Origin of the sequence: Pseudomonas parakoreensis (assembly GCF_021602155.1) — a bacterium.
Classification (GTDB): Bacteria; Pseudomonadota; Gammaproteobacteria; order Pseudomonadales; family Pseudomonadaceae; genus Aquipseudomonas; species Aquipseudomonas parakoreensis.
On record NZ_BQHY01000003.1, the window covers coordinates 359,045 to 375,897 of the forward strand.

The following is a 16,853-nucleotide window of genomic DNA, read 5'->3' on the forward strand; positions in this document are numbered from 1 at the left end:
TCGCAGGATGCCGGGGCTTGAATGCGATCAGTGGTCCACTCGGTTTTGAGCCCGAAGGCGCTGGCTGTGGCTCGCTCAACTCAAACTCAGTAAATCACTCAGCGTAATTCTCTGGCGCGTGCCCGTACCCAGCAGCACGTACAAAGTATTTCTGGTAAAAAAGAGCCCTTCGTCCTCGTATCTCAGTTGAAACGTGCTGCGAACCCAGTCACCTCGGTTAAAGCGCTCGCGACTGTCGAGCACAACGTTGCGCGCATAGATCAGCACTGGTTCGAGGCCACGGGAGCGTAAGGCGTCGTAATCCTCGCCGCAGGATTCCAGCTCCAGCAAGGTCCAGTCCCGAACCAGGCAGTACGAATACTCGCCAAAATTGCTTTGTATAAAGTCGATTGCATCATCAACTGACAAGTCGCATCCGTTGATGCTCTCTCCTTGCCCACTCAACAGTTGCTGTAGCCGTAAGAGATCCATTCGCGCACGCCCCCCTTAGAGAATACTCGTTCGACTGAGCGCCGGCGGTTGTTCAGTGAGACCGCCGGAGTTACGTAGAGATGGTGATAGCGGGTATCGCCGATTGGCAAGCAGGCCTGTTGGGTGCCTCGTGATGCAGCGATGGCGTAGAGGATTGGGCGTCCTTTCCAATGCCGTCTCGGCATTTTTCAGTGTGCGTCCCCAGACCTGCCTGCGCGAGCCGTCCAGATGGTCTCCGAACGGCCGGTACGCTACGCCCTAAACGCTACGCGCGATCACCACCTTCATCTGCGGCGTCCAGTAATTTCTCCAGTGCTTCATAGCCTTCGTCTCGGCGCATGAGAAAGCCGATGACATCGTCGGCATCGAATCTGAATGGCTCAGAATCCAGGACTGTCCTGAAAAACGTGTTTGCTAGAACGATACCGCCCTGATTCAGCCAAAGCTCTGCTTTTCTACCATCGAGTTGATCAAAAAATACCGATAAAACCGCAGTCGCCAATGGGCGCATTTCGCTGGACGATGAGGAAAGCTCCCAATGCCAGCGTCCCTTGGTAGGGCAAAACGTTGGGCTATCATCGCTCAGCATGTAGTTCCAATTGTTGCTTTCCCACATCCAAGGCGCGGGCTGAAGCAGAGTTGGAGGAGTGCCTTCTCTATAGACGGTCACTTCATGGTTTCGACCATTACCCCAAACTTCAACTGGTCGGGTCTGGAAATATTTTAGGGCGCGCTCGCGAAGTTTGAAGGCTGCCAGTCGAGCGTTGACGCCACTTTGCACCTGCGCAGGTGTCCTGCCCTCGGCCACTTCCATCACTGCCGTTCCGAGATCAATGTTCAATTGATGCAGAGGTTGCAGATCTAGGTAGAGGCGTCCGATCAAAGGCTCAGGCAACTGGTCAGCACACCCCGCTTCCAGGATGACTGGCACAATCCGCACGCCCGGTTCATAAGCGATCTCGGCAAGCATTTTCAGCTCACGGTGCAACCCCGAACCTTTCTGTTGGGCGGCTCTGATGTAGTCCTGGTCACACAGGCATAAGACCTGGACTGGGCGCTTGGACAAGGCTTTAGCGATAACGCCATCGATTGAATCTCCGTAGGCGATGCTATCCCTATCCCAAAATACGTCATGGTTCCAACTGATTTGGGTGAGGACGCGCTGGCGTACCCACTCTTTGTTCTCAAACCCGTTGCCCCAGGCGTAGGAAATGAAGATGTGGCCACGGTTTTCTACTTCAGTCATTTTTCCAGTCTTCTGTAACGAGGGAGCGACATCACCAGGTCGCCGGTCTGGGGTGACGAATTGCGACGCACACGTCAACAGAAAGACCTTACCGAGGAATGATGAAGGCTAAAAGCCATCATATTGGAAATTATTGAGCTTTATGGGGTGGTTGTTCGGGTCGCGCCTGATGGGTAGCGGATGAGGCGGCCAGCAAACAGCGTCAGTTGTGCACTGAGTCACTGTTGGCGTTGCCAGTTACTTTGCTAATTTCTGAATAGATCTCTACATATTTATTAATGGGCGAAAACAAGCTCACGTTGACGTGTCGGAAATTTCCGCCACTCCCGTCAGTGTTTATTGCCACGCCTAAAGTTAGTTTAAGGTCGAGTTCTCTATCGCGACGATCAATATTGTTTGTTTGCGTTATTAATAATGTTGATGTTTGAACGGTCTTTCTGCCCTATCGTTTCGGGTGCTTGGTTCGCAGTTTCTACAGCTGCTGCCGCTCGTCGATTGGTTCAATAAAATCAAGGAAATTCGAGAGAAATACTGGACAAAAACCCACCATGGGCGATACTCTTACGTATAACTTAACGTAAGGAGTTTGAAATACTCTTTACGCTTCAAAATGGAATGGAGTCCTCATATGTTAGCTCGCAATGATTCAGCCTTTTAGTTGCACTGCTTAGGGCAGGAATTGGTTTCATGAGTTGACGACTCTGAGAAACAACCTTATGGCAGGATATATAAAATGGCGAATGGAAAAGTACTCAGGCAACTTGTAAAAGCGGGTGCTGTCGGAGATATGGCGGCGTTTCGTCGTGCATCTGAAGCTATCATCGAAGAAGAGCGCCAAAAGCAACATCACTTATTGGCAAATGATTTAGAGCAGATCCTTTATGGTGGGGATATGCATGTCCAGTCTGCACGTAAACCGCAGTTTACTGCGGACATTCCTGTGGACAAGGAGCGTGGACTTCCTTTGCTTGATATCAGGCCACCCAAGCGCTCGTTGGAGGAGATCATCCTTCCCGAAAGCAGTGCCTCTATGATCGACGAGATGCTGGAAGAGCATCGACGCGCAGAGGTGCTTCGTAGCTATGGCATGAAGCCATCCGGCAAAGTGATTTTCTTTGGCCCGCCTGGATGCGGTAAGACCTTGGCTGCTGAAGTCATCGCTTTCGAACTGGATCGCCCGCTGGCAATTGTTCGTCTCGATGCATTGGTCTCCTCGTTTCTGGGTGAAACAGCCGCGAATTTACGCAAGGTCTTTGATTTCATTGCGAAACATCAGTTAATCGTTCTTTTCGACGAGTTTGATGCCATTGGTAAAGAGCGTGGTGATAGCGGTGAGCACGGCGAGCTACGCCGCGTAGTTAATGCGGTGTTGCAGATGATGGACGCCTACGACGGGCAAAGCCTTATTCTGGCAGCAACTAACCACGAAAATATTTTGGATTCGGCAATTTGGCGCCGGTTTGATGACGCCATTGAGTTTCCGCTGCCTGATCACAAGCAGCTGATGGCATTGTTACAGCTGAAGTTGCGTGGGACCCGTCGTCAGTTCGAACTGGATGATCCCGAGTTACTAAAAGAATTCGATGGAAAAAGCGGTGCGGATGTGGAACGTGTTGTCCGGCGCGCTGTGAAGCGTATGATATTGCGTAATCAGGAGTTCCTCACGATCAAAGAACTACGCAACGCACTGGTGCGGGAGGGACTCCGCAAGCACTAACCTGCTATCAAGGACGATGAATTGGCAACTTACAAACACCTGAGTTTTGAGCGCGAAAACCTGGACAATCGTCGTCGGACGAAAAATCCCCCCAAGTTCACCAAGCGCGATGACTTGCGGGGGCATGGCCAGAAGCTTAACGGCTATTTTGCGACGGCAGCGGGTGTTGCTGCAAAGCAGCACAAGTCTGCCGAGAACTCCCCGTTTGTATTCAAGTTGCAGTACGACGGCGCGATGACGTTTGAAAATCTCCAGAAGCATGGCCTGGAATTCATCAGTCAGGAGGGCAAGCAGGTTTGTGTGGTGTTCGCGACCGAGGCCGGCCTGGCCATCTTTCAAGACCACCTGAACAAGTTGGGCGTGCTCGGGCAGAATGTCAGCTACAAGCAGATTCTGGAAGCCATCGAGGGTATCGATGCGTGGTCCGCCGAGGACCGCAAAAGCTGGGCCTTACGCCATATCGGCCTTCCAGACTCTGAAACATTCACACTGGACGTCGAACTCTGGCCACACCACGTCACCAATCATCCGGCACGCATTCGCCTTTGCGCCTCGTTCGAAAAGTGGCTGGCGGACAATGGCATCAAGACGATCCACAAGCTCAACTTCGACAGCTTGGTGATGTACCGCGTCGAGGTGAGTGATACTCAAGCACAAGGGCTACTCAACCATAGTGACGTGCGCATGGTTGACCTCATTCCCCAGACTGGCATCTCTTACCCGCAGCTGAACCGTGACATTGCTCAGATCCCGGCAAACATTCCACGCCCTGCCGACGATGCGGCGCGGGTGTGCATCCTGGACAGCGGTATCAACACTAACCATCCGTTGCTTCGATCGGCAATTGCAGAAAGTGAGTCATTCGTGGCGGGTCAGGACGCATTCGATGAGGCTGGCCACGGGACAGCCGTCGCCGGGATTGCGCTTTATGGCGACGTAGAAGCCTGTGATCGAAGCAACTTCTGGAATCCGCAAATCTGGCTTTACAACGGTAAGGTCATGCGCAAATGCCCAGACACCCACAATGCTATTTATGACGAGCACACGGTAGAAGCGACTCTGACAGAGGCCGTTGAGCATTTCGTGGGACTGGGCTGCCGCATCTTCAATTTGTCGCTGGGAAATACCAATGCGCCTTACGACGGTACACACATTCGCGGTCTGGCCTACATCCTCGATGTGCTTGCGCGTAAACACAACGTGCTGTTTGTCGTTTCTACCGGCAACTTCATGGGCTCTGAGGATCCGGCCGTACCGATAAAAAGCTGGCGGGACGAGTATCCGGAATACCTGCTGCACGAACGCAGTGTCATCATTGACCCGGCACCTGCGTTGAATGTGCTGACCGTCGGCAGCATTTCCCGCCACGACGCCACTTTCGACAGCCAGCGACACCCCGAGATCCATCAGCTGTCTCCGGCATCGGAGAACCAACCCTCACCGTTCACCCGACATGGCCCGTCGGTGAAAGGGGCTCTAAAGCCGGAGTTGGTCGCTCATGGTGGCAACCTGGCGTGTCCGGTGCATTACAACAATCAGCAGTGGAAGACCGACATGCGCGGTCTGGGCGTGCTGACGATGAACCATCAGTTCCAAGGCAATACGCTGTTCAAGGAACTCAGTGGCACTAGTTTCTCTGCGCCTTACATCACTCATTTGGCAGGGCGTCTGCTCAATGAATACCCGGAGGCTTCAGCCAATCTTCTGCGAGCCATGCTCGTGAACCATGCGTCTCTGTCGAGCGAGGTGGAGAGCACTTTCTCGGAGGAGATGCGCAAGGGTTACAAAGCCAATAAAGCGACCTACAACCGCGAGATTTCCCGCGATGTGGGTGGATACGGCCAAGTGAGTGAAAGTGACTTGTTCCGATCCTCGGATCAATGCGTTGTATTGATGTGCGAAGAGAGCATCGAGAAGGATGCCTGCCAGTTTTATGAGCTGCCTCTTCCTGCTACCTACCTGCGCAAGACGCGGGGTCTTAGGGAGTTGTGCGTCACGCTGGCCTACTCGCCGGCAGTGCGTACCACTCGCCTGGACTATCTTGCGACCCAGATCAGTTTCCGTTTGGTCAAAGGGGCTTCCCTGGACGAGGTGCAGGGCTACTTCAACAGGGACAAGCAGGAGGAAAATGAGACCCGTAGTGACGACGCCGAGCCGAACCGGGATATCTCCGCTCAACTGAGAAGTCGAGGTACGGTGCAGTCATCCAAGTGGACCTTCAAGCAACGCAATCCTGCTGAGAAATGGTTTGTCGTCGTGATTCGTCAAGATCGGGAGTGGAATCACCCGGACGTATTGGACAAAGAACCCTATTCGCTCGTGGTGACAGTAGCTGATCGCGATAACGAGCGGGCTCAGTTGTACACAGAGATCCAAGCCCAGCTCGAACTGCAGCTCCAGGCACGAGAAGAGGCCCGGCAGCGGGCGGCATTTTAGTCGGTTGAAGCTGCGTTACTTCATGAGATGCTCTCTGTTGTAGAGACCGGACGTCGGGGAAGATGGGCTGACGATTTCCTCAGGGCACCGGTCTCTCAACCTGAGCGCCAGTCGATGGGCGCATCAGAAAAACTAAAGCCGGAACGATTTCTGTTGCGCGCCCCACTAGGCACAACTCACGGCAGCTCGGCTGCGCAACTTGCACTAGATTGATGTGCACGACGTAAGCACCGGCTCGCAGAGCCATGGTTGGAATCTCTGCGGCCGGGAAGACCACCCCCGAAGTGCCGATCGACAGCAGAACGTCGCAATTTTTTGTTGCAAGAACAGCCTTCTTCCAAGCCACCGCCGGCAGTTCTTCACCGAACCACACCACACCCGGGCGTAGCTTGCCGCGGCAGCGGGGACAGCGAGGCGGCTCGATCCTCATATCCTCACTAGCAATCGGTTCCTCGAACGAGAAGGCCGTTGGAGTCCTATGGCAGGCAAAGCATTTGGGCTGTTCCAAGCTACCGTGCAGATGGATTACATCCACTGCTCCAGCTCGCTCATGCAGGTCGTCGATGTTTTGCGTGATCACCGTTACATCTCGCGTCCATGTCAACTGCGCAATGGCTTGATGCGCAGCGTTGGGCACCGCTTGCGCGACTTGCGCCCGCCGCCATAGATACCATCCCCAGACTAATGCTGCGTCCTCGCGGAACGCGTTAGCTGTCTCCAGCTTCTCCGGATCCTGGCGCGCCCATATTCCGGTCAACGGATCGCGGAATGTGGGTATACCGCTTTCGGCCGAGATGCCCGCACCGGTAAATACCACGATCCGCTTCGCACCCCCGACCAGCGAGACTACGGCTTCGACAGTGCTGTTCATCTTCCCACCACCTACGGCGCTTGTCTGTGCCAATAACGGGATGCTTCCGGCGTTGCTCAATACACGCCATATTCAATGCGGCCCAGATAGTCTTTGATCCGCTGATAGCCATGGTCATCATCAATAACGCTGCAAGGCGGTTGATAATCCAGGCCACGGGCGGGTTCGTTGAACCATTGCTCGGCACGATCACAGCTGCCGAGCACCTCTGCCGCCTGTCCCAAGATCATGTATCGCCGTACTAGATATGCTTGGTGGTGGCTGCTTAGACAATTGACGTTAGTAAAAGTGTTCTTACCAATCGACCAATAGTAAGGTTTGGGTTGTACTTTTGAGTGCATCGTTGCCACCTGCGAATTGCGACATTCAGCAGGTTCAGCATACATCGGCACTTGGCATCCGAGCAGTACATCCCGTCGAGCAGGGAAGGTTCGTATGACATTAACTCGCGACTGTCGAACTGGCACAGTGTTGCAGTCGTTGCTCCACGATTTCGCAGTCAACAGGTGGGAATCCCATTGCAGAGCCCTTCCACAATTCGACTATTGGAGCTTTGTGATTACCTTGAGTCTCAAATACAGCGAGGATCGTGTGCGAGAGGGACTTGTAACTGGACTTCCTTCAAGCCGGGGCATGCGCGGGATCAGTGTTTCCGCTCCATACGCGGACTGCATACAGTGATCCGTCAGGATGGGGGCAAAAAGGGAGCATCATGACAACTCAGAAATTATCCATTTGCGATTTGCAGTTAAACGTTTCAATCCGTGGCCAGGGTTCACCTCTGCTTCTGCTCAACGGCATGGGTGGCTTAATCCGTGCGTTCGACCCTCTGCGAAATGAACTGACCGACTACACGACCATCACGTTGGACGTTCCCGGCGTCGGCAAATCGCAGACGCCGCGTTGGCCAATGCGTCTGCCGCGTTATGCCGATACGATCGCTCAGATGCTCAAGCAATTGGGGTTCGACCAAGTCGATGTATTCGGCGTGAGTTGGGGCGGTGCTTTGGCACAGGAATTCGCTCTACGTTATCCAAGCATGGTGCGTCGCTTGATACTCGCTGCGACCTCGGCCGGCCCAGCAATGTTGGTAAAACCCGCTGATATCTTGGATTTTTTTAGCATGGCTAAAAGCGCCAAACCGCATAAGCAAAAAGGCCGGCGCAATTCGACAAAGGCGCTTATGCATTTCGGGGTTGCGAATGGGATGCTCTCGGTTAATCCCCAAACCTATTACCGTCAATTCACGGCATTGGTCGGCTGGACGAGCCTGTTACGTATGTTCCGCCTTCGCCAGCGGACGCTCATTCTCGCCGGCGATCGCGATCCGCTGGTGCGGCTTTATAACGGGCACATTTTGCGTCACGGCATTCGCCGTGCCGAACTGCATGTTCTGCGTGGCGAGGGTCATTTCTTCGTGTTGACCAGTGCTAAGCAAACCGCCGAAGTCATACGCGAATTCCTTGAGCGACCGCACGACGATAAAAAGCCCGCGATCGCCAACCTCACCTAACTGGCCACGTGAGCATTCAGCTTCAGTAGACCTCTGCGTAATTGCCCGCTCCCTCCGTTTTATACATCTCTGCAAACACCAGATTCTCGCAATCAATTTGGGCCGGTCTACAGGAATCACGCGTTTCGAACTGGGTTTGCTTAAGCTCCTTGCGTCGGCATCCTCCAGCCTTTCATTTGGATAACCTAAACTTCATCAGTGATGATGCTGACACCACCGGCTACGGATAGGTAGGCGCGTTTACATCCAACGGGTTAACTGACGCTCGATTAAATACCGTGAAAATGTGAACCAGTATCCGTTTCGGCCTTGAAAGCCAAACTTTTGTCGCCAGAAATGTATCGTCTTGATCGCAATGGCTCGAGAAATCCTAGGGCCTGCATCTGCCACTCAACACTACATGTCTTGCTTCGGGATACGACACTGGAGGAAATGAATGATTTCGACCCTGGAGCTGCGCAGAATCATTGAAGAGAGCTTTCGACCGCTGGAGTGCCAATGCACTTTAGTGACTGGAAATTCACTACAGGTCCGAGTGACTGATCCCGCGACGGGCAGCGTCGATCTGCTTGTCACTGGAATTTCGACGAATACATTGGTCAGTCCTCGGGCGATCTCAGAGCTGATTGCTGAGCTTCGGTACGATCTGGCGACCAACAAACAAAGAAACCTGTCGGGTATCGCTGCCACCCGTTGATAGTTGTAGGTGCCGAGGGCTTAGCCAATCCTAAGCCCTCATCGCGACTGCTAGGGCATTGGCGTTTCCGCCGGAGGCAGCGCGGCGGGCTTTTGGATGTCCTGCGTTACGGATGCAGTTTCCGTGCACTCAAGATTCACCTCTTCCTCTTCTCCCATCGTGCTGTAACGCTTGCGTAACTCACGCAGCTCCTTGGTATCCAGATGATCCAATGACATGAAGGCGTTCTGCGCGTCCTTTGTTGCTCGGATCAGTTCATCGAGTTTCAGGTGCAAGATGTCGTTATCCCTGTTCTGTGTGTTCTGGATGAGGAATACCATCAGGAAGGTGATGATCGTTGTTGACGTGTTGATGATCAGTTGCCAGGTGTCGTTGTAGTGAAAATACGGACCCGTTAACGCCCAAGCGATGATCAGCAGAATAGCTATCAGAAAGGTTTTCGAGCTGCCGGCCCAGTTCGAGAGTGCTTGGCAAAACTTTGCGAATTTCATGACCATAAATCCAAGTGGGAGATGCCATTTCGACCACGCAAACTCTATGAAATTCTTTGTTACATATGTCTTCTCTCTCCTCGCAATTCCTCCATCGGAAACGCTCCTAACTCTGATAGCGGTTGAGCTGACTGATCACGCAAAAGTTTGCGAAGCCTCCGAGGAAGGCCGACGACTGGCGATTAAAGTCTCAAAAAAAGTCATTCCGCGCCGCTTGTCGCCGTGACTGAAAACAAATTGCAATTACTCACACGGAATTCGCTTCAGATGTCTGTGAGCTCGCATTCGATCTTTCTCGAATGAGCATCGAGCCTCGTCTGACCTGAGGAGATTTGTCATGTTTCTACATAACAAGCGACTTCAATACACCGTGCGGGTTGCCGAGCCCAATCCAGGCTTGGCCAATCTGTTACTTGAACAATTTGGCGGCGCACAGGGAGAGCTCGCGGCGGCATCGCGATACTTCACCCAAGCGCTGGCCGAAGATGATCCGGGCCGTAAAGACCTGCTGATGGACATTGCGACAGAGGAGCTAAGCCACCTCGAAATCGTCGGCTCCATCATCGTTATGTTGAACAAGGGTGCCAAAGGCCGAATGGCCGAGGGCGTTGAAGAAGAAGGTGAGTTGTACCGGGCCATCAATGGTGCGGGCAACGATTCGCACATCACCAGCCTGCTGTATGGCGCCGGCGCACCGCTGACCAACTCCGCCGGCGTGCCTTGGTCGGCAGCCTATGTCGATACGATCGGTGAGCCGACGGCCGACTTCCGCTCCAACATTGCTGCCGAGGCTCGCGCAAAAATCGTCTATGAGCGGCTGATGAACGTGACGGACGATCCTGGCGTTAAAGAAGCACTGGGCTTTCTTATGACCCGCGAAATCGCCCACCAACTGTCCTTCGAAAAAGCACTCCACGCAATCCAGCCGAACTTCCCGCAGGGCAAGCTCCCCGGCATGCCGGAGTTCACCAACGTGTACTTCAACATGTCGCAAGGGGAAGGCAGCACCCGTGGTCCGTGGAACCAGGGCGACGATTGGGAGTACGTGGAAAACCCCGCGCCTGCCGTGGACGGCGGTGACGGTACCGCCAGTGTTCAACTAAGCGCTGAAGAAGAGGAACTGCTGCTGGATATGAAGGCACGAACCATGTCCGACCCGGACAGCAATCCCATCACCGGCGCCGATCTTGGCGCGGGTGTTCAGGGTGAACCGAACGCTTGATGACCAATACCGCACGCCACAACGGCGTGCGGTTTCTTTATCCATGCAATCCGAGGTACACGGCATGAATTCGAATACCGGCGTTTTCAACAATGACCTGGCGCAGTCCTTGTCCGATCGCTTCAACGCAACCGCTGCATCCTTTGATCGGACCGCTATGCGGATCGCCCAGACGTTGCGTCACTCGACCGCCAACGCCACAGGGAAACATCCAGCCGGACGATAGGAGGCGACATGTCACTTTCCTCATCGTCTGCGAGACCCTCACTGCGCAATTGGTTGGGCATGGCATCCAGTGGCGGTTGGCCTGGGGTGCTGTTTTGGTCGACGCTCCTGCTGGTCACTGGTTTGCTGTTGTTCAGTGGTTACTCGGCGCTGGTAGGGGCTGAAAAGGAAAATCTGCGTCTGGCGGCATTAGGAGGGTTGTCTGGATTCGCCGCGACCACCCTGGGCGCTGTGGTGGCGATCATCCTTCGCGATATTGCCTCGCGTACCCAAGACATCATGCTGGGGTTCGCCGCCGGCATGATGCTGGCAGCGAGCTCTTTCTCGTTGATTCTTCCGGGCATTGAGGCCGCTCAGGCACTGTGTGGAAACCAGCTACTGGCCGCCTGTGTTGTGGTGTTTGGACTGGCTCTGGGTGTGGCATTGATGATCGGTCTAGATCGTTTCGTGCCTCATGAGCATCAGGAAAGCGGCAGGCGCGGACCGGACTCTCAACGGTTCAATCGAGTGTGGTTGTTTGTCCTGGCCATCACCCTGCACAACCTGCCGGAGGGCATGGCCATCGGCGTCAGCTTTGCCAATGGCGATATGAAAGTGGGCCTGCCGCTGACGACGGCCATCGCCATTCAAGACATCCCGGAGGGGCTCGCCGTTGCACTGGCTTTGCGCGTCACCGGTATCTCTGCTTGGCGGGCGGCGTTGATCGCCATCGGTTCCGGTTTGATGGAACCCTTGGGCTCAGTGGTCGGACTCGGCGTATCGAGTGGTTTCGCCTTGGGTTATCCAATTGCCTTAGGTCTCGCAGCCGGCGCGATGATCTTTGTGGTGTCCCACGAAGTCATTCCTGAAACACACCGTAACGGCCACGAGACACCTGCGACCCTCGGTCTGATGTTGGGATTCGGGGTGATGATGTTCCTCGATACCGCACTGGGCTAATGGGATGAACACTTCATCCGGGAAGCGAAAAAATCTTGGAACGCCTCTTAAAAGAGCTTGGTCAGTTTTCATGATCACCACGATGGCGGACGAGCAATCCTCATCACGCCTCGGGTAAACATCCATTGACCAGAAGGAAGTTAGAAATGGCTAGGAAAACTGTTGAAGACTTGTTCATCCATGAACTCTCCGATGTTTACAGCGCCGAGAAACAGATCACCAAAGCGTTGCCGCGCCTAGCGCGGGCGGCGACCAATCCGCTGCTTGCTGAAGCCTTCACCTCGCACCTTGAAGAAACACAGGGCCAAATCGAACGTATCGATCAGCTGGTCGAGCTGACTGGACTGAAGCTCAAACGCATGAAGTGCGTTGCGATGGAGGGCCTGGTCGAGGAGTCCAAAGAGCTACTGGACGAAATCGACAAAGGTGCGGTGCTGGATGCAGCACTGATCGGCGCTGCGCAAAAGGTCGAGCACTACGAAATCGCCAGTTACGGCACGCTGATCGCGATGGCCAAGCACCTGAAACTCGACGATGCCGCTGCATTGCTGGAGGCCACCCTGGCTGAGGAGAAAGGCGCCGACGAGAAGCTGTCGAAGATCGCGGAGCAAGGCGGTAACCAGGCTGCGACCCTCGAGAAAAAATAAAGATTCAAATTGAGGCGGTAAGAACGCCACGGCGACTTTCGTTACCGTGGCGTTCTTTTAGCCAAGCTGACCTCGCCTTATCCAAGCCGGATACTTTATGGATCGCCGGTGCAGCGGTTGCCCTGCTTCTGGACCTTTATGGGCCATCCCACTGGAACACAAAAATAGATGATCATCGTTGCAGGTCATTTCTGAGGTAAACGCGTTGCCAAGAATCCTGACTTCACCGACCAGCGAGGCCGAGTTGACCGAACACAACGCCAAGATGTTCGGATCGCCCAAAGAACGGTTGGAATTTTATCGTCGCGAAATTCATTACGAGACCTCGATCCTGGCCAACCGGACTGACGCCTATCTGGCGGCGCAATCCTTTCTGGTCATCGCGTTCGCGTCCTGCATGGGGAATCTCAACCCTGAGTGGGGCAAGCTCTTCACGCTGATCGTGCCTCCCTTTCTCGCGCTGTTGGGATTACTCAGCACGCTCAACGCATGGCCCGGCATTCGGGCGGCCTACGACATCATCGATCATTGGTACTACAAGCAGAGCGAGCTATTGAGGAGCGAGCCGGTGATGGGCATGGCTTACGATGAATCACCGCTGTTTTGCGAGCGAGAGTCCACCCATAAGGGGTACCGAAAGGCGCTGTTGTTCTCGGTGCGCACCCCTTGGATTTTTGCAACGTTCTGGATCCTGCTGGGTTTCTGGTCGGTGCTCATCCAGCTCACGAAGCCGTTCGGTTAACCTTGAGGCCCCATGTACATGCTCACGTCCCCGGAGAATTTATGAGTTGACCGCGAATGCGCAGGAGATCCTGCTGCGCTTCGATACGCTTAGCATCGGCCTGCGCTTTCGCTTCAGTAAAGCGCTCCCAGGACACTGCACTGGTAGAGTCGCCCTCAAGCATGCTGTAGGCATGCGCCTCCAGCCGGTCCGCCTCGAGGAAAAGAGCTGCATTTCGCGCTAGCTCATCGTCGGTCGATGATACCGCTGATTGCGTTGTGTCTTGGGTCATATTGAAACTGCCTCCGTCCACGCTACTTTGGTGGTTTCCCGCCATCTCACATCTGTCACGCCGAACCTCTCAGCCATAGGCTTGCTGAACACCTTGAGCGGAGCCTTCCCCGGTTTTGGGATAGGCGCCAAATCCGCGTCGCAACATGCCCAATGCCAAGCATCCGCGTTTCGCATTTTGGGCGATCGAATGACGAACGACTTTGGCTTCCCGTGAAGCCGATATTCAATGACGTACAGATCAGTGCGATTCATGAGGCCCTCCTTTTGCTCATATGCAAAGGAGCGATGCGCTGCCGAAAAATTCCAAAAAAATATGTAGGAATGTGGCTGTCAATACACCTTGGTGCAAAGCGCTCCCTTCGAGAGGTATTTGTCCTCTGGTCGGCTCCTCTGAACTGTCTTCAAAGCAGTTGGCTCAACTGGCAAACCATGTCGCAGAGTCATCACCATGAACAGCTGCAAAATCCTTTTCTCTCCAGAGCAAGAGGCCAAGCTACGTGCCTACGATCGCTGGCATAGCGCAATGGATGATTGCACGCTGCGAATGGACTGCCCGGATGCTTACCACGACGAACTTTTGCGTCTAGCTGATGAAATGGATCGGTTGGGCGTCGTGACCTGGCAGGAATGGCGTGAGCTGCGTATTGAGGCCGATCAGGCTTATCTTCGTGCCGTCGCCGGCGCTGACTACCATGATTAGCACTACCAGCCGCGATGGGTGATCTGTGTAAAGCCATTGAAGAAGCTCGGCAATCCGCGCGATCACCGAAGCGCAGCGAGTCAGTTTTTACGCAACGGATAGCCTGGCTGTAAAACCGCTGCCACCGCCACGACAAAGTCATCCAATGACCACGGCTTTTGCAGGTACTGGGTCGAACGGGGGATAGTTGATGGCTCCAGCAAATAGCCAGAGATTAGGATGGATCCCGTGGAAGGCCACTTGCCCTTCACCATCTCGATAAATTCAGCACCCTGAATCTGTCCCGGTAATGCATGATCCACCACCACCAGAGGGCACGGCACATGCGCCTCAAGCAAATATGTCAAAGCATCGTCAGCTGTCTCAAAGGCTAGGGACTGTGCGCCGATTTCCTTCAGGATATCGCCCATGAGCATACGAAGCGTCGGATCGTCTTCAATCACGATGACTTTGCCAGAAATTGGCAGTAGACCTTCCCAAGTGAGCTTCAATCTCCGGATCCTTAACGTCTGCAGAGTTCAAAAGAAAATTCACGTCCGTCAGTGTAGTACCGGAACTGAATCGTCCAGGAATTAATACCCACCAGTCGACCGCCGCGGCATTGGAGACTTAGATCTACGACATGTTCCCGGATGAGAAAAAATCAGCGTGCCACAATTCGTCTGAGACCTAGACCCCCTAATCCATGGGATCTTGATGCCCTCCCTTGCCAGTTCACCCAATTTTCTTGGAGTATGGTCGAATGGTGTCGGGCGCCTGCGGGTGCACATTGAGTCAAAACGAGCTAAGGGAATGTCTCGCCGCTCAATATCATAAAGGGCAAATTATGCCTCACGAGTCTTTCGCAGCTGGTCTTGCAAAAGTTAAGGAAGCAGAGCTCACCACGTCTGAGCACGGGGTGACGAAAGACAAGGTTCGCGCAGCGATCGGCTTTCTCCTGGCAGTTTGCCTTTCGCTAGTGGTGGTTGCCATCTGGGAGGGCTGGAATTCGCGTGACTACCGGTTGCACGACAAGGAAGTGTCAATGGCCAACCTCGCGCAAACCCTGGCGTCACAAGCTCAGGCATCCATCAAACAAGCCGACACCGTGCTGTTCAGCTTGGTCGATCGAATTGAAACGGAAGGAATGAGCCCGGAGCAGTTACCTCTCCTACTACGTCTTCTCAATGCACAGCGAAACGAGCTGCCACAGTTGCATGGGTTATTTATCTATGACCAGAACGGCGCCTGGATAGCGGACTCGAGCGGCATCCTGCCGCCGAACGCAAATAACGCCGATCGTGAGTATTTTATCTACCATCGCGATCATCCTGACCGAGGCCCGCATGTAGGGCTGTCCATCAAAAGTCGCTCAACGGGCGATTGGGTCCTGCCGGTGTCGCGCAGGATCAACAACCCTGATGGCAGTTTTGCCGGCGTGGCATTGGCAACTATCTATCTTGATCACTTTCTCAAGCTCTACAACAGCATCGATATTGGCAGTAATGGCGTTATCAACCTGATTTCCTCCGACGCCAGAATCATCATCCGACGCCCCTTTAACGATGCGATCATTGGCAGCAGTGTTGCGGACGGCCCGCTATTCACCCAGTTGCTACCAAAGGGGCCATCTGGAACGGCCACGGTCAGATCATACGTAGATGGTGTAGAACGCGTCGTCGGGTTTCGACGGGTCAGTGGGTATCCTCTCGTGGTGTTTTCAGCCATGAATAAAGAGGAGGTATTGGCAAGCTGGTGGCAGGAAACATTGATGAGCTCCGCCATCGTAATTTTGCTGATGAGCGTTTTGGGTGGGATCGGTTATCGCTTCATCCGGTTGATGAAACAACAGAACCGAATTCAAAACGAATTACTGGGCGCTCAAGACAAGCTGCTTGATGTGAATCGAACCCTGGAACTGCTCGCCTTGGAAGACGCACTGACCGGGCTCGCAAACCGTCGCCAGTTCGACTTGTTCACGCAGGCTGAGATGGGAAGGGCCAAACGTAGTCACACCACCCTGGCCTTGCTGATGATCGACGTCGATCACTTCAAGCGTTTCAATGATCGGTATGGCCACTTGGTCGGTGACGAGTGTCTACGCAGGCTAAGTGGGATCATCCTTGAAAACATTAAGAGACCAGGCGATCTCGCTGCACGATTTGGCGGCGAGGAGTTCGCAGTTGTTCTGCCGGCAACCGATTACGTTGGGGCTTTTATCGTCGCGCAAAAGATCCGCAACGCAGTAGAACAAGCGCAGATTGCACACAAAGACAGCGAGCAGGGGATAGTGACGGTCAGCATCGGTGTAAGCGCCTGTAGCCCAAGAACTGAGGACACCCCGGACGATCTGATTGGTGCTGCTGATAAAGCGCTTTACATTGCCAAGACCAGCGGCCGAAACATGAGCGTGATCGCTGACTGAAAGGCGAACAAGCGAGCGCAAAAAACACTTCAAGCGTGCTCCCTGAAAAGCATCCTCGGTATCTGCTCGCCACAGGTACCACAGCAGTGCTCCTCGCCTGCCTACAAAACGACAAATGGGTGCGCTATCACTGTTGGTAGACGCAACTATGATGATTAGGTCGGCTCAACCATTGAGTGGAAACGTTCCAATTCTCGAGTGAGAAAGCGAAACGCCATAGCGGCAAGCGCTCACAGAAGTGTTAAGCAACCTAATCGTC

The 16,853-nt window shown here is 54.0% G+C and carries 18 protein-coding genes; 10 read left to right on the forward strand and 8 right to left on the reverse strand.

Features of this window, described 5'->3' with window-relative positions; all coding sequences use genetic code 11:
- Nucleotides 1–75: 75 nt before the first annotated feature.
- Nucleotides 76–471, reverse strand: coding sequence for a DUF6957 family protein (locus L6D63_RS06320; protein ID WP_131670697.1), 396 nt, complete (start codon nt 469–471; stop codon nt 76–78).
- A 265-nt stretch (nt 472–736) separates the two neighbouring features.
- Nucleotides 737–1,717, reverse strand: coding sequence for a toll/interleukin-1 receptor domain-containing protein (locus L6D63_RS06325; RefSeq protein WP_131670696.1), 981 nt, complete (start codon nt 1,715–1,717; stop codon nt 737–739).
- 733 nt (nt 1,718–2,450) lie between these two features.
- On the opposite strand from L6D63_RS06325, the gene L6D63_RS06330 reads away from it, so the two are divergent.
- Both L6D63_RS06330 and L6D63_RS06335 read left to right on the forward strand, forming a co-directional pair.
- Nucleotides 2,451–3,434, forward strand: a complete 984-nt coding sequence (locus tag L6D63_RS06330) for an AAA family ATPase (protein WP_034139800.1) — start codon at nt 2,451–2,453, stop codon at nt 3,432–3,434.
- A 21-nt stretch (nt 3,435–3,455) separates the two neighbouring features.
- Nucleotides 3,456–5,870 carry a S8 family peptidase gene (locus L6D63_RS06335; RefSeq protein ID WP_131670695.1) on the forward strand — a complete coding sequence of 805 codons (2,415 nt, stop codon included), beginning with the start codon at nt 3,456–3,458 and terminating at the stop codon, nt 5,868–5,870.
- Between the two features lie 79 nt (nt 5,871–5,949).
- Here the strand turns inward: L6D63_RS06335 and L6D63_RS06340 are convergent, their stop codons facing one another.
- Nucleotides 5,950–6,741, reverse strand: coding sequence for an SIR2 family NAD-dependent protein deacylase (locus L6D63_RS06340; RefSeq protein ID WP_131670694.1), 792 nt, complete (start codon nt 6,739–6,741; stop codon nt 5,950–5,952).
- Nucleotides 6,742–6,797: 56 nt separating this feature from the next.
- The gene (locus tag L6D63_RS06345) at nt 6,798–7,082 is read right to left on the reverse strand and encodes an MbcA/ParS/Xre antitoxin family protein (protein ID WP_176393372.1); all 285 of its coding nucleotides are present in this window, start codon (nt 7,080–7,082) and stop codon (nt 6,798–6,800) included.
- Between the two features lie 371 nt (nt 7,083–7,453).
- On the opposite strand from L6D63_RS06345, the gene L6D63_RS06350 reads away from it, so the two are divergent.
- Together L6D63_RS06350 and L6D63_RS06355 are read left to right on the forward strand one after the other, a co-directional pair.
- Nucleotides 7,454–8,254 carry an alpha/beta fold hydrolase gene (locus L6D63_RS06350; protein ID WP_131670693.1) on the forward strand — a complete coding sequence of 267 codons (801 nt, stop codon included), beginning with the start codon at nt 7,454–7,456 and terminating at the stop codon, nt 8,252–8,254.
- 436 nt (nt 8,255–8,690) lie between these two features.
- On the forward strand, nt 8,691–8,951 hold the full coding sequence (locus tag L6D63_RS06355; RefSeq protein WP_034139797.1) for a DUF1652 domain-containing protein: 261 nt from the start codon (nt 8,691–8,693) through the stop codon (nt 8,949–8,951).
- Nucleotides 8,952–9,001: 50 nt separating this feature from the next.
- Here the strand turns inward: L6D63_RS06355 and L6D63_RS06360 are convergent, their stop codons facing one another.
- Nucleotides 9,002–9,442: a low affinity iron permease family protein gene (locus L6D63_RS06360; RefSeq protein ID WP_080761495.1), complete on the reverse strand. Its 441-nt coding sequence runs from the start codon at nt 9,440–9,442 to the stop codon at nt 9,002–9,004.
- Nucleotides 9,443–9,779: 337 nt separating this feature from the next.
- Between L6D63_RS06360 and L6D63_RS06365 the strand changes: the two genes are divergently transcribed.
- The 4 genes from L6D63_RS06365 (at nt 9,780) to L6D63_RS06380 (ending at nt 13,217) form a co-directional block, all read left to right on the forward strand.
- Nucleotides 9,780–10,664, forward strand: a complete 885-nt coding sequence (locus tag L6D63_RS06365; RefSeq protein WP_034139796.1) for a manganese catalase family protein — start codon at nt 9,780–9,782, stop codon at nt 10,662–10,664.
- A 234-nt stretch (nt 10,665–10,898) separates the two neighbouring features.
- Complete coding sequence (locus L6D63_RS06370; RefSeq protein WP_034139795.1) at nt 10,899–11,828, forward strand: ZIP family metal transporter; 930 nt, start codon at nt 10,899–10,901, stop codon at nt 11,826–11,828.
- 146 nt (nt 11,829–11,974) lie between these two features.
- Nucleotides 11,975–12,475, forward strand: coding sequence for a YciE/YciF ferroxidase family protein (locus tag L6D63_RS06375; RefSeq protein ID WP_034139794.1), 501 nt, complete (start codon nt 11,975–11,977; stop codon nt 12,473–12,475).
- A gap of 205 nt (nt 12,476–12,680) precedes the next feature.
- Nucleotides 12,681–13,217 carry a hypothetical protein gene (locus L6D63_RS06380; RefSeq protein WP_034139914.1) on the forward strand — a complete coding sequence of 179 codons (537 nt, stop codon included), beginning with the start codon at nt 12,681–12,683 and terminating at the stop codon, nt 13,215–13,217.
- 22 nt (nt 13,218–13,239) lie between these two features.
- Here the strand turns inward: L6D63_RS06380 and L6D63_RS06385 are convergent, their stop codons facing one another.
- Both L6D63_RS06385 and L6D63_RS06390 read right to left on the reverse strand, forming a co-directional pair.
- Nucleotides 13,240–13,488, reverse strand: coding sequence for a hypothetical protein (locus tag L6D63_RS06385; RefSeq protein WP_052199021.1), 249 nt, complete (start codon nt 13,486–13,488; stop codon nt 13,240–13,242).
- Nucleotides 13,485–13,742 (reverse strand): DUF6555 family protein, encoded by a 258-nt coding sequence (locus L6D63_RS06390; RefSeq protein WP_034139792.1) that lies wholly within the window; start codon nt 13,740–13,742, stop codon nt 13,485–13,487. Before L6D63_RS06390 ends, L6D63_RS06385 begins: the two co-directional genes overlap by 4 nt.
- A 196-nt stretch (nt 13,743–13,938) precedes the next feature.
- Here L6D63_RS06390 and L6D63_RS06395 point away from each other — a divergent pair, with 196 nt between their 5' ends.
- Nucleotides 13,939–14,190 carry a hypothetical protein gene (locus L6D63_RS06395; protein WP_034139791.1) on the forward strand — a complete coding sequence of 84 codons (252 nt, stop codon included), beginning with the start codon at nt 13,939–13,941 and terminating at the stop codon, nt 14,188–14,190.
- An 80-nt stretch (nt 14,191–14,270) separates the two neighbouring features.
- On the opposite strand, the gene L6D63_RS06400 is transcribed toward L6D63_RS06395, so the two are convergent.
- Nucleotides 14,271–14,681, reverse strand: a complete 411-nt coding sequence (locus L6D63_RS06400; RefSeq protein ID WP_034139790.1) for a response regulator — start codon at nt 14,679–14,681, stop codon at nt 14,271–14,273.
- 335 nt (nt 14,682–15,016) lie between these two features.
- Between L6D63_RS06400 and L6D63_RS06405 the strand changes: the two genes are divergently transcribed.
- Nucleotides 15,017–16,594: a sensor domain-containing diguanylate cyclase gene (locus tag L6D63_RS06405; protein WP_034139913.1), complete on the forward strand. Its 1,578-nt coding sequence runs from the start codon at nt 15,017–15,019 to the stop codon at nt 16,592–16,594.
- The last annotated feature ends 259 nt before the right edge of the window (nt 16,595–16,853 follow it).

Coding starts and splice junctions, on each gene's coding strand:
- L6D63_RS06320 (WP_131670697.1), bottom strand. CDS start 471: ATGGATCTCTTACGGCTACAGCAACTGTTGAGTGGGCAAGGAGAGAGC.
- L6D63_RS06325 (WP_131670696.1), bottom strand. CDS start 1,717: ATGACTGAAGTAGAAAACCGTGGCCACATCTTCATTTCCTACGCCTGG.
- L6D63_RS06330 (WP_034139800.1), top strand. CDS start 2,451: ATGGCGAATGGAAAAGTACTCAGGCAACTTGTAAAAGCGGGTGCTGTC.
- L6D63_RS06340 (WP_131670694.1), bottom strand. CDS start 6,741: ATGAACAGCACTGTCGAAGCCGTAGTCTCGCTGGTCGGGGGTGCGAAG.
- L6D63_RS06345 (WP_176393372.1), bottom strand. CDS start 7,082: ATGCACTCAAAAGTACAACCCAAACCTTACTATTGGTCGATTGGTAAG.
- L6D63_RS06350 (WP_131670693.1), top strand. CDS start 7,454: ATGACAACTCAGAAATTATCCATTTGCGATTTGCAGTTAAACGTTTCA.
- L6D63_RS06355 (WP_034139797.1), top strand. CDS start 8,691: ATGATTTCGACCCTGGAGCTGCGCAGAATCATTGAAGAGAGCTTTCGA.
- L6D63_RS06360 (WP_080761495.1), bottom strand. CDS start 9,442: ATGAAATTCGCAAAGTTTTGCCAAGCACTCTCGAACTGGGCCGGCAGC.
- L6D63_RS06365 (WP_034139796.1), top strand. CDS start 9,780: ATGTTTCTACATAACAAGCGACTTCAATACACCGTGCGGGTTGCCGAG.
- L6D63_RS06370 (WP_034139795.1), top strand. CDS start 10,899: ATGTCACTTTCCTCATCGTCTGCGAGACCCTCACTGCGCAATTGGTTG.
- L6D63_RS06375 (WP_034139794.1), top strand. CDS start 11,975: ATGGCTAGGAAAACTGTTGAAGACTTGTTCATCCATGAACTCTCCGAT.
- L6D63_RS06385 (WP_052199021.1), bottom strand. CDS start 13,488: ATGACCCAAGACACAACGCAATCAGCGGTATCATCGACCGACGATGAG.
- L6D63_RS06390 (WP_034139792.1), bottom strand. CDS start 13,742: ATGAATCGCACTGATCTGTACGTCATTGAATATCGGCTTCACGGGAAG.
- L6D63_RS06395 (WP_034139791.1), top strand. CDS start 13,939: ATGAACAGCTGCAAAATCCTTTTCTCTCCAGAGCAAGAGGCCAAGCTA.
- L6D63_RS06405 (WP_034139913.1), top strand. CDS start 15,017: ATGCCTCACGAGTCTTTCGCAGCTGGTCTTGCAAAAGTTAAGGAAGCA.